This is a genomic window from Methyloversatilis universalis FAM5 (genome assembly GCF_000214035.2).
In the GTDB taxonomy this organism is placed as follows: Bacteria; Pseudomonadota; Gammaproteobacteria; order Burkholderiales; family Rhodocyclaceae; genus Methyloversatilis; species Methyloversatilis universalis.
Genome location: NZ_AFHG01000048.1, coordinates 93,446 through 105,208, shown reverse-complemented (window position 1 = coordinate 105,208; position 11,763 = coordinate 93,446). Strand labels below are relative to the sequence as shown.

Genomic DNA, 11,763 nt, shown 5'->3' with positions numbered 1-11,763 from the left:
CCTGTCAGCGTATGGCGCGGGTTCAGTAGGACACGTACACGTCGGTCATCAGCTCGGACGGCGCCGGCAGCGGATCGGCCTTGGCCTTGACGACGGAGGCGTCGATCATGGCTTTCACTTCGGCGTCGATCGCCTCGATGTCGGCCATCGTCAGTTCGCCGCGCGAGGTGACGCGCTTGGCGAACTGCATCAGGCAGTCCTTGGTTTCGCGCAGCTTCTGCACTTCGCCCGGGGCGCGGTAGGTCTGCTGGTCGCCTTCGAAGTGGCCGTAGTAGCGCGACAGCTTCACTTCGAGCAGGGTCGGGCCGTGGCCTTCACGGGCGCGCTTGATCGCTTCGCCGGCGGCTTCGTACACCGCGAAGAAATCGAAGCCGTCGACGATGACGCCCGGCATGCCGAAGGCGCTGGCGCGGTCAGCGATGTTGTCCACCGCCACCGAGAAGTTGCTGGAGGTCGCCTCGGCGTAGCCGTTGTTCTCGGCCACGAAGATGACCGGCAGCTTCCAGACCGAAGCCAGGTTCATGGCTTCGAAAATGGTGCCCTGGTTGGACGCACCGTCACCGAAGAAGCACACACCCACGTTGTTCTCGCCACGGACCTTGGAGGCCAGCGCGGTACCGCAGATCAGCGGGCCGCCGCCACCGACAATGCCGTTCGCACCCAGCATGCCCACCTCGAGGTCGGCGATATGCATGGAACCACCCTTGCCCTTGCAGGTGCCGGTGGCCTTGCCCCAGATCTCGGCCATCATGCCGACCGGGTCCACGCCCTTGGCGATGCAGTGGCCGTGGCCGCGGTGGGTCGAGGCGATGTAGTCCTTGCGGTTGAGGTGCATGCAGATGCCGGTCGCCGAAGCTTCCTCACCTGCATACAGATGGACGAAACCCGGGATTTCGCCGGTGGCGAAATCGACGTGCACGCGCTCCTCGAAATCACGAATGATGCGCATGGTCCGGTAAGCCTGCAGAAGGGCTTCCCTGTTCAAAGGACTGGTCATGAGTGCTCCTCTTTGTTGTGGACGGAAATGCCCGCGTATCTCCGGCAGCTGCGGGCGGATGGCTGAACACGGGCCTGCGGACATGCAACCGGCCGTACCGGTTGAATGTCGGCAAACCCGGGCCTGAATCGGGGCGGCAGCCGGCGCAGGCGGCCGGCGACCCCGTGGAGAACGGGATGAAGGCGGGGGTGCATCACGTGGCATCCCCGACATAGCCGCGCATCAGTCGATGCTGAGCGGCGTAGGTGAGCGTGGCGGCAACATCGATGGTGGCCGGACCGTTCGGGTCCAGTTTCACTTCGATCCGGCTGCCGCTGTCGTATTCGATCTCGCGCTCGCCATCGAGCGCGATGGTTCCGCGGCGGCCGGTGAGCAGCACCGGTTCGTGCGGCACCAGGTGGCTGTATTCGCGCACGCCGACCTCGGCCACCAGGCCGGGAGCGATCGCGGCATGCACCCGGCGCGGCGTGTCGCCGACCGGAGCGCAGCGCACGTGCAGCCCGTGCTGCGCGGTGCGCGACACCGGCTCGAGCTGGCCGGCGATGGCGGACAGGCCGATGCCGTCGGCGGCGGCGAAGGTGACGAACAGGTCCTCCACCACCGCGCTGTCCCACACCGCGCGCGAACCGATGTATTCGTGCCCGGTGAAGCAGGCATCGACCAGCGCGATGTCGTCGCGCCCATCGCACTGCACGCGCAGCACCTTGTTGCGACGCACGCCGGCCGACCCGGGCACCGCACCGGTGGCGATCAGGCCGGTGGCCAGCCCGGCCACGGTCGCTTCACGCATTTCCGGGAAGGCGTTATTGGTGCCGGTCGACAGTGCAAGCAGCGGAATCTGACCGCTGCGCAGCGACACCGCCCGGTGGGTGCCGTCGCCGCCGAGCACGATGATGGCGGTCACGCCGGCGTCGCGCATCGCGGCGGTCGCGGTCAGCGTGTCCTCGATCGTTTCCGAAATGGTCATGTCGAGGAAGCGCACGCCCTGGCCTTCGGTCGACGGCCCTTTCAGATCAAGGGCGCGATAGACCAGCGGCGAGATCGAGCCCTTGTCCGGCATCAGCAGCACTTCGTTCACGCCGGCGGCCTGCAGGCCGGCGATGGCGCGCACGATCATGCTGGCCTTCTCGGCGTTCGGGAAAACCGAGGCGCGCGAGGTGAGACGGCGGATGTCCCTGCCCGAAGCCGGGTTGGCGATGATGCCGACGCGGGTCGGGCGGGCTGGACTTGAAGACACGAGGGTGCGACTCCTGAAAGCGATTCATGCCTTCATTGCATCTGTCGTGCCAGATACCGTCCCGCCGGACACCCCCTGTCCGCAAGCCGATGATTTGGAAGCACTCTCTGCATCACGCGACGAAACCATCGTCATGAGCGAGACAAAAAGCCCGGGAAGTGAGACGCCGTGCGCCTCTCGGTCTGAGACAGCTGTCTCAGTTTTCGGAGACATTCGTCGCGTTGCATTCCGGTGAAAGCACGCCTACCCTCACGGAACAACACGGGAACCATTCCCTCAGGCGACACAGATCGCCACACAAAGAAGTAAAAAACCGAAATCGGAGGAGGCGCTGTATGAGACACGGTCGCGAGATCGCGGACCACGTCGGACGCGTGATGAACATCGTGGAAGGCCGTGGCCATCCGCTGTTGTCCGATCCGCATCACGAACGCGTGGCACGCTCCTGGAAGCGTTCGCTGAACAAGCATTCGATCGACCCCTCGCTGTCGTCGGTACCCAAGGTGGTCACCGCCTACGAACTGCGCGAGCACCGCGATCGCATCGAAACCTTCATGCGCATCGCCCGTGAAGGCGTGGAGCGCCTCCACAACGAACTCCTGCCTGCCAATTACTGCGTGCTGCTGACCGACGCCGCAGGCGTCACGGTGGATTACCGCGCCGTTCCTCACCTGGAACGCGAATTCAAGGACGAAGGCTTCCGCGCCGGCACCTGCTGGTCGGAAGAGAGCGAAGGCACCTGCGGCGTCGGCACCACGCTGATCGACCGCCAGCCCACGCTGATCCATCGCGGCGAACACTTCCGTTCGCACAACACGCAATTCACCTGCAGCTCGGCCCCGATCCTGGGCCTGCAGGACGAACCGATCGCGGTGCTGGACGCGTCCGCGCTGTTCTCGCCGGACGCACGTGAGAGCCAGCTGCTGGTGTTCCGCATGGTGTGCGACAAGGCCCGCCTGATCGAGGATGCCTACGCCCACTACAGCCTGCGCAATCACTGGACGCTGCAGCTTGGCCAGGTGGCCGAGTTCATGCCGGTCGAAACCGATTACCTGATCGCCTTCGACGACGACGGCCGCATCATTGGCGGCAACCGCCGGGCCCGCAACGAACTGATCACGCACAACGGCCGCCGTGCCGAGTTCCTGCACGACCTGTTCGAGTGCTCGGCCAACGACATCATGGTGTCGGCCCACGCCAGCCCGGGCACGCCCTTCCCGCTGCGCATGCTGGCCACCGGCCGTCGCCTGTTCGCGGTGCTGCGCGCCCCGAACGCACGCTCACCGGCCCAGGTCACGCAGTCCAAGCCGGTGCTGACCGAAGAAAACGCCACCGCGCCGCGCGGCTTCCGCCACCTCGCGCTGGGTGACCCGCGCGTCAAGAGCAATGTGCAGTGTGCGGTGAAGGTCGCGAACCGCGACATTCCGGTCATGCTGCTCGGCGAAACCGGCACCGGCAAGGAAGCGTTCGCACGCGCCATCCACGACTACAGCGAGCGGGCGAAGCAGCCTTTCGTTGCGCTGAACTGCGCGGCCATTCCGGAAAGCCTGATCGAGAGCGAACTGTTCGGCTACCGCGACGGCGCCTTCACCGGCGCGCGCAGCAAGGGCGCCAAGGGCAAGATCCTGCAGTCGGACGGCGGCACGCTGTTCCTCGACGAAATCGGCGACATGCCGCTGTCGCTGCAGAGCCGTCTGCTGCGCGTGCTGGCCGAAGGCGAAGTGGTGCCGCTGGGTGCCGAACAGCCGACGCCGGTGAATCTGCACGTGATCTGCGCCACCCACCAGGACCTGCCGGAACTGGTACGTCAGGGCCGCTTCCGCGAAGACCTGTTCTACCGCCTGAACGGCGCCAGCTTCATGCTGCCGCCGCTGCGCAACCGCGAGGACAAGCGCGAGCTGATCCAGCTGGTGATGCGCGAGGAGTGCGCGGCCATGGGCCGCGAAGAACTGCGCATCGCGGAAGACACGATGAACCGCCTGCTGGCCTACGACTGGCCGGGCAACATCCGCCAGCTGCGCCACGCCATCCGCTACGCCTGTGCGATCGCAGACGGCAACCAGGTCGCGATCGAGCACTTCCCGCAGGAACTGCGGGGCAGCGCGGCCAGCCAGGCGCGCGCGTTGCCGCAGCCGGCCCAGCAGCAGCCGCCGGCGGCCGCGCCCAGCCTGCCGCGCAGCGTTGCTGCGGCACCCGATCCGTGCGAACTGCGCGACGGCGAACCGCTGAACGAAGCCTGTCTGCAGCTGCGGCAGAAGATGCTCGACGCGCTCCGCCGCAACCACTGGCGCGTGACCGAAACCGCCCGCCAGCTCGGCATGTCGCGCGCCACCTTCTATCGCAAGATGGCCCGCCTGCGCATCGTCGCGCCGAACTATCTGGACGGCGAGGACAGCGTGGTTGGCCACGGCTGAGCCAGGCAGGCTTGCATCCAGCCGGACGGGGCGCCATGGCGCCCCGTTTTTCCTTTCGTCGAGAGACCGTCAAACAAAAAGCCCGGCACGCACTGCGGCGCACCGGGCTTCATGCGGAAGGCCGCTGAATTACTGCGTGCCGAGGAATTTGATGTAGGCCACCAGTTCCCAGATCTGGTCGGTCGAGAATGCTTCGCCCCAAGGCGGCATGATGTCCGAGCCACGACGGCCGTGGAAAATGGTGTGGAAGGCCGCTTCGGGCGGCAGGTCGGTCCGGCCCTTGAAGTCGGGGGCACGGCCACCGACCCCTTCTGCGCCATGGCAATAGCCGGCACAGGTCTTGTTGAATCGCTTCTTGCCGGACGCGATGCGTGCCGGATCTTCCAGATCGAAACTCGGCTTCGGCAGGGCGGCGGAGGCCGCTTCCTGTGCCATCACCGGCGCGCTGGTGGCCTGCAGTGCCAGGGCGGCACCTGCGAACAGCAGTGCCCGCACGGCACCGCGGAAGGAAGAAGTACGAGGAGAAATGAAGGCGTTGCGGTCTTTCATGTTTCTGCTTTCCTGCCCGGGTTGACGCTCAGATTCTCTGATGTTCTTGTGTCTTTTGAGTTCGGAAGTCTGAACAAAAAAAGACGGGCGGTCACTCCCGTTACCGCCCGTGAATGAGGAGACATTGACACCCCGCCGTGTGTCCGCACGGCGGGGCGGTACAGCACTTACTCCAGCGTGAAGGCGATCATCGCCGCGCCGCCCGGCAGATCCTTGATCTGCGGGAAAGCACCGGCGAGGAAGCCCGGAGCGTGCGAGCCCAGACCGGTCGGGAACACGATGTACTGCTTGCCCTTGACCGAGTAGCTCACCGGGCCGCCACGCAGGCCGGAACCTGCGTTGAAGGTCCACAGTTCCTTGCCGGTGTCGGCGTCGTAGCCGTAGATCTTGCCTTCCATGTCGCCGGTGAACACCAGGCCACCGGCGGTGGTCAGCACCGACGACAGCGGCGGCAGGTCGTACTTGATCGACCACTTGCGCTTGCCGGTGATCGGGTCACGCGCATCCAGACGGCCATGCGGCTTGCTGCCCGGCGGCGGGACCAGCTTGATCGACTCGATGCCGAGCGACAGCGAGGACACCGACTTCAGGTTGTCCGGATCGTCCTTGCCGGCGACCACGTCGTTGCACACTTCCATCGCGTGCGAGTACCACAGGCCGGTGCCCGGGTTGTACGCACCGTGGTTCCAGCTGCGCGCACCCAGCAGGTTCGGGCAGAAGGTCTTGGTCTTGTCGATTTCCGGGTAGATCGGATCGATCAGCGCACCGGTCTTCGGGTCGATGCCCTTGACCCAGTTCACGTTCTCGGCGAACTGCCACACGTTCTCGAGCTTGCCGTCCTTCTTGTCCATCACGAACACGAAGCCACCCTTGTTCAGGTGGACGATGACGTCCTTGCCATCCTTCTGCACGACCAGCGCTTCGTACGCCGAGTCGTAGTCCCACGAATCGTGCGGGACTTCCTGACGGTGCCACTTCACCTTGCCGCTCTTCGGATCGAGGGCCAGCAGCGTCGCGGTGTAGAGGTTGTCGCCCTTGCGGTCGTAGTTGTAGTAGTCCGGTGCAGCGTTGGACGTACCGATGTAGATGGTGTCCGACTTCGCGTCGTAGGTGCCCGGCATCCATGCGCTGCCGCCACCCACCTTGCCGCTGTCGCCCGGCCAGCTCTTCGGGTCGTTGCGGATCACGTCGAAGGTCCACGCCGGCTTGCCGGTGTCGGCGTTGACTGCGTAGATCTTGCCCGAGATCGGCTGGTCGCCGCCGGTGGTGCCACCGAACAGCACGTCGCCTGCCAGCTGCGGCGGTGCCGAGAACAGCGCGCCGTACTGGGTCTTCGGATTGGTCAGCTGGGTCGACCACACTTCCTTGCCGGTCTTCTGGTCGAGCGCGATGAAGCGGCCGTCCAGCGTGCCGAGGAACACCTTGCCGCGGCCCACGGTCACGCCGCGGCTGGCGGCGCCGTAGAACACCTGATCGACGATCTTGTCGAGCTTGGGCGCGTATTGCCAGATGGTCTTGCCGGTGGCGGCGTCGATGGCCCACACATTGTTGTTGGCCGAGATCGAGTACATGACGCCGTCGATCACGATCGGGGTGGCCTGCAGACCGTGCGTGATGGTGCCCGGCTGGTGGATCCACGCCACCTTGAGCTTCTTCACGTTGTCACGGTTAACCTGGTTCAGCGGGCTGAAGCGCCAGGCGTTGCTGGTGCGGTGGTACTGCGGCCAGTTGTTCGGGTCCTCGAAGCCCGGGCCGGACTGGGCGGCAGCCGGGGCAGAGAACAGCGACATCATCGACGCGGCGGCAATGGCGGACGCCATCAGCGCGGGGCGGAACTGCTTGCGAATCGGGTTCATCAATCAGGTCTCCATTATGTTTTTGCGGTGGCGGGGGCTGCGTCCCCCGCCACCGGTACTGCCTTTACTACCACTACGGATGCTGCGGGAACTGCAAATCAGAACATGAAGTTCAGACCGACGTTGATCAGCGTGCTCTTCTCACCCGGGGTCACGCCGGCAGCGACGATGCTGGTGCGCAGGGTGGCACCCGGATCGGCGTCGGCGAAGGCGGCCTGCACGTACAGCGTGGTGTCCGGACGCCACTGGTAGTCGTTGCTGATCACGATGAACTTGGTTTCATCGGTCTTGTTGGCATCGTCCTTGTTCAGATAGAACGCGAGCGTAGCCGAGTTCTTGGCGCTCCACTTCCAGTCCAGACCGGTGCTGTAGCCATTCACGTCAAACAGCTTGTTGCCGGCGCTGTTGTCGTTCTTGGCGTTCATCCAGTTGTTCTTCCAGGTGAAGTCGCCGAACGGGATCGCGAAGCCGAGGGAGGTGTGATCCACCACCTTCTTGCCGGTCTGTTCGTCGTGGAAGGCCTGGTACGAACCGGACAGGGTGACCGGGCCGTTGTAGGTCACACCCAGCGCGTAGGCGCTGTTGTCCTTGAAGTCACCAGCCTGGCCGCCGAAGGAGTACAGCACGCCGACGGTCACCGGACCCCAGGTGTTGCGGTACTGAACGGCGTTGTTCATGAAAATGCCAACGTCGTTGTTCGTGTTGCGACCGCCACCACCTGCCGGTGCGTTGAAGGTCGTGAACAGCTGGCCGTAGGCCCAGGCGTACAGGTTGGAGAACTGCTCCTTGAACGCACGCGGTTCGGTACCGATGTGGGCCAGCAGGGCCGGACCGTACTGGCGACCGAAGGTCAGGCTACCCCAGTCACCACGGACACCCAGGTTGGCCTGACGACGGAACAGCGGGGTGCTCACGCCGCCGGGACCGGTGCCGGCCGCATCGCCGGTGCCGTGCAGGAAACCGTTGTTGGTGTCGAAGTGCGACTCGAGGTTGAAGAAGGCAGTCAGGTTCACGTCGAGTTCACGTTCGCCCTTGAAACCGATCACGGTCTGACGCAGACCGCTGGTTTCCATCGAGGTACGGCTGTCACCTGCGGCGTTGGCCTGGCTGTTGTACAGCATGCCAACGTCGATGATGCCGAACATCGAAAGCTTGGTACCGCCCATTTCGCCGATAACGATATCGGCCATGGCCGGCGACGAAAGCACGGACAGCGCCGCAACGGCGGCTGCGCCCACCGTGAGCTTGCGCGAGAGATTTGCTGCGGCGCTGTTCAGCGACTTGCGTCCAGTTCTTGTCATGTTCCCCTCCGTGTGATGCTGGTGATGAATCACTGGTTGAATGCGGCGTCCGCGGACCGGACCACCGTCGGAACAGCTAAGGCAGCATTCATGCCACTGAAGCAATCGCCCGGAAACCCGCATGAAACCTGGGGGTTACTGGATGAGACAGGAAGGGGTGCGACAACTGTACGGGTGAGACGCAGCCCGTCTGCGACAACTGTCTCGCCTTCCGCACCCCGGTGCGGTGAGACGTCTGAGACAGCCGGTCCGCCATGACTGGCGCCGGATCCGGGCTCTGCGGCAAGCGCTGAAGGGCCGTGGACTGGAACTTGCGTCGGTCACTGGACGAGGTGCGCCCAGAGCACTCGAAGCACCCGCAATAACGAACCGGACTGCAGTACGAACAGGAGTTTCAATGAACGCCAAAGACACCTTCCTCGCCGAGCAGGCACACGTTGACGAGGCGGCGATCGCGCCGCTGCCGAACTCGCGCAAGATCCATCTCGAAGGTTCGCGCCCGGACATCCGGGTGCCGATGCGCGAAATCTCTCAGGCCGACACGCCCACCGGCTTCGGCGGCGAGAAGAACCCGCCGGTGTTCGTCTATGACTGTTCCGGCCCCTACACCGACCCGAAGGCCTCGATCGACATCCGCAAAGGCCTGCCCGCGCTGCGCGCGCGCTGGATCGAGGAACGCGGCGACACCGAGGTGCTCACCGACCTCTCCTCCGAATTCGGTCGCATCCGCGCAGCCGACGCCGCGCTCGACGACCTGCGCTTCCCCGGCCTGCACCGCCACCCGCGCCGTGCCAAGGCCGGCCGCAACGTGACCCAGATGCACTACGCCCGCCAGGGCATCGTGACACCGGAGATGGAGTTCATCGCCATCCGCGAGAACATGAACCGTGCGGCCTATCTTGAGTCACTGCGCGCCGCCGGCCCGACCGGCGAGAAGATGGCCAAGCTGCTCACCCGCCAGCACCCGGGCCAGAGCTTCGGTGCTTCCATTCCCGCCGAGATCACGCCCGAATTCGTCCGCGACGAGGTCGCCCGCGGCCGCGCCATCATCCCGAACAACATCAATCACCCGGAAAGCGAGCCGATGATCATCGGCCGCAACTTCCTGGTGAAGATCAACGCCAACATCGGCAACTCGGCTCTCGGCTCCTCGATCAACGAGGAAGTCGACAAGATGACCTGGGCCATCCGCTGGGGCGGCGACACGGTGATGGATCTGTCCACCGGCAAGAACATCCACGAAACCCGCGAGTGGATCATCCGCAACTCGCCGGTGCCGATCGGCACCGTGCCCATCTATCAGGCGCTGGAGAAGGTCGACGGCAAGGCCGAAGAGCTCACCTGGGACATCTTCAAGGACACGCTGATCGAGCAGGCCGAACAGGGCGTCGATTACTTCACCATCCACGCCGGCGTGCTGCTGCGCTACGTGCCGATGACCGCCAACCGCATGACCGGCATCGTGAGCCGGGGTGGTTCGATCATGGCCAAGTGGTGTCTGGCTCACCACAAGGAGAGCTTCCTCTACACCCACTTCGAAGAGATCTGCGAAATCATGAAGGCCTACGACGTGGCCTTCTCGCTGGGTGACGGTCTGCGTCCGGGCTCGATCTACGACGCGAACGACGACGCGCAGCTGGGTGAGCTCAAGACGCTGGGCGAACTGACCGACATCGCCTGGAAGCACGACGTGCAGGTGATGATCGAAGGTCCGGGTCACGTGCCGATGCACCTGATCAAGGAGAACATGGACCTGCAGCTCGAGTACTGCAAGGAAGCGCCCTTCTACACGCTGGGTCCGCTGACCACCGACATCGCGCCCGGTTACGACCACATCACCAGCGGCATCGGTGCAGCGCAGATCGGCTGGTACGGCACCGCCATGCTCTGCTACGTGACGCCGAAGGAGCACCTCGGCCTGCCGGACAAGGACGATGTGAAGGAAGGCATCATCACCTACAAGCTCGCCGCCCACGCCGCCGATCTGGCCAAGGGTCACCCGGGCGCGCAGATCCGCGACAACGCGCTCTCAAAGGCGCGCTACGAGTTCCGCTGGGACGACCAGTTCAACCTCGGCCTCGATCCGGACAAGGCCAAGAGCTTCCACGACGAGACGCTGCCGAAGGAATCGGCCAAGGTGGCGCACTTCTGCTCGATGTGCGGCCCGCACTTCTGTTCGATGAAGATCACGCAGGATGTGCGCGACTTCGCGGCCAAGCAGGGCCTCAATGAAGACGAAGCCCTGCAGAAGGGCATGGAAGTGAAGGCGGTGGAGTTCGTGAAGTCGGGCGCGGAGATCTACCGCAAGGTGTAAGGCCCGTGGCCGGCGCCGCTTCCCGCATCGCCTGCGGGTGCGGCGCCGGGTCCGCCGCACTTCATCCGGAGGCTGGATCGCGGCGAGGGCGCCGCTCCCACGCGCGCCTGCACCCCGCATTTCAGTGTCGTGGGCGCGGCGACCTCGCCGCGAAAAGACACACGCGGGACACACACGATGTAGTGGGAGCGGCGCCCTCGCCGCGATGCGGCTCCTGACGACTCGCGAAAACACCTCAGTGAGCGGCTGCCGGCGTCATCGATTCGTTCGTCCGGAAGCGGACAGGTGATACAGACGAGACAGATCGTCCGGTCAACTGTCTCATCAACAGTCTCACCGGCTTGTCTGTCTCAACCGGATCGGGCGATCCGGTTGAGGGGCGAAAGGTCTTACTGCAGGGCCTTGATCTGTTCCGGCGTCAGTCCTTTCAGCGCTTCGGCCGCCGACTTGCGGGCCAGATCGCGGTCGGTTTCGATGATGGCGTGCACCGAGTTCATCACCTTGTCGTAGGACGCTGAAGCCTCTTCCTTCGTGATCTGGCCGGCAGCCACGCGTTCGCAGGTGCGGTACAGCGATTCACGCAGGAAATTCAGCATCTGTGCGCGCTCGGCCAGACGGACCACATTGGCGTCCACCTGACCGCTGGCGGCCTTGCCCGACGCCTCGAGCTGGCTGATGAGCTTGAGCGTGCTGTCGGCGCCGGGTTCGGTACAGCCCGGGCCCATGCGTGCGGCGCGCGAAGCGGCCACGGTGTCCTGGTCGGAACTGCCACCGCCGAACAGCGGCTTCTTTTCGGACGCCGCCGGCATGGCGCTGCGGGAGTGTTCGTAATTGGCCCAGTACTGCTTGTGCTGCTCGGTCGAGTTGTCGCGAGCGGTACCGCTCATGCTGGAGCAGCCGCTCAGCAGCACGGCAAGAAGGCAGGTTCCGGACAACAGCGGGTATTTCATGACGGCTCCCTTTTGTGGGGTTCTGGATGGGTGTCGCGTGTCCATCGACCGGTGGGCCGGTCGCCGCGCGAAGCTCCTCAACTTCGCGTCGGGGCATGGACCCGGTACCTGTAGCAAGATGAAGGCCAGCAGACCGGCCGATTGG

General features: G+C 64.8%; 8 protein-coding genes. 2 read left to right on the top strand and 6 right to left on the bottom strand.

What is annotated here, in order from left to right; translation table 11 throughout:
* Positions 1–22: 22 nt before the first annotated feature.
* Both METUNV1_RS09695 and METUNV1_RS09690 read right to left on the bottom strand, forming a co-directional pair.
* Complete coding sequence (locus METUNV1_RS09695; RefSeq protein WP_269746554.1) at positions 23–949, bottom strand: thiamine pyrophosphate-dependent dehydrogenase E1 component subunit alpha; 927 nt, start codon at positions 947–949, stop codon at positions 23–25.
* Between the two features lie 241 nt (positions 950–1,190).
* Positions 1,191–2,234, bottom strand: coding sequence for an ATP-NAD kinase family protein (locus tag METUNV1_RS09690; RefSeq protein ID WP_008061223.1), 1,044 nt, complete (start codon positions 2,232–2,234; stop codon positions 1,191–1,193).
* A gap of 335 nt (positions 2,235–2,569) precedes the next feature.
* Here METUNV1_RS09690 and METUNV1_RS09685 point away from each other — a divergent pair, with 335 nt between their 5' ends.
* Positions 2,570–4,648, top strand: coding sequence for a sigma-54-dependent Fis family transcriptional regulator (locus METUNV1_RS09685; protein WP_008061222.1), 2,079 nt, complete (start codon positions 2,570–2,572; stop codon positions 4,646–4,648).
* A 129-nt stretch (positions 4,649–4,777) separates the two neighbouring features.
* Here the strand turns inward: METUNV1_RS09685 and METUNV1_RS09680 are convergent, their stop codons facing one another.
* The 3 genes from METUNV1_RS09680 to METUNV1_RS09670 form a co-directional block, all read right to left on the bottom strand.
* Positions 4,778–5,197, bottom strand: coding sequence for a c-type cytochrome (locus tag METUNV1_RS09680; RefSeq protein ID WP_051165342.1), 420 nt, complete (start codon positions 5,195–5,197; stop codon positions 4,778–4,780).
* A 167-nt stretch (positions 5,198–5,364) separates the two neighbouring features.
* Entirely contained in the window at positions 5,365–7,053 is a 1,689-nt protein-coding gene (locus tag METUNV1_RS09675; protein WP_043359606.1) for a pyrroloquinoline quinone-dependent dehydrogenase, read from the bottom strand.
* A gap of 98 nt (positions 7,054–7,151) precedes the next feature.
* Positions 7,152–8,354, bottom strand: a complete 1,203-nt coding sequence (locus METUNV1_RS09670) for a porin (protein WP_008061219.1) — start codon at positions 8,352–8,354, stop codon at positions 7,152–7,154.
* A gap of 397 nt (positions 8,355–8,751) precedes the next feature.
* Between METUNV1_RS09670 and thiC the strand changes: the two genes are divergently transcribed.
* Positions 8,752–10,668 carry a phosphomethylpyrimidine synthase ThiC gene (gene thiC / locus METUNV1_RS09665; protein ID WP_008061217.1) on the top strand — a complete coding sequence of 639 codons (1,917 nt, stop codon included), beginning with the start codon at positions 8,752–8,754 and terminating at the stop codon, positions 10,666–10,668.
* Positions 10,669–11,057: 389 nt separating this feature from the next.
* Here the strand turns inward: thiC and METUNV1_RS09660 are convergent, their stop codons facing one another.
* Positions 11,058–11,555: a hypothetical protein gene (locus tag METUNV1_RS09660; RefSeq protein WP_242059660.1), complete on the bottom strand. Its 498-nt coding sequence runs from the start codon at positions 11,553–11,555 to the stop codon at positions 11,058–11,060.
* Between the last annotated feature and the right edge of the window lie 208 nt (positions 11,556–11,763).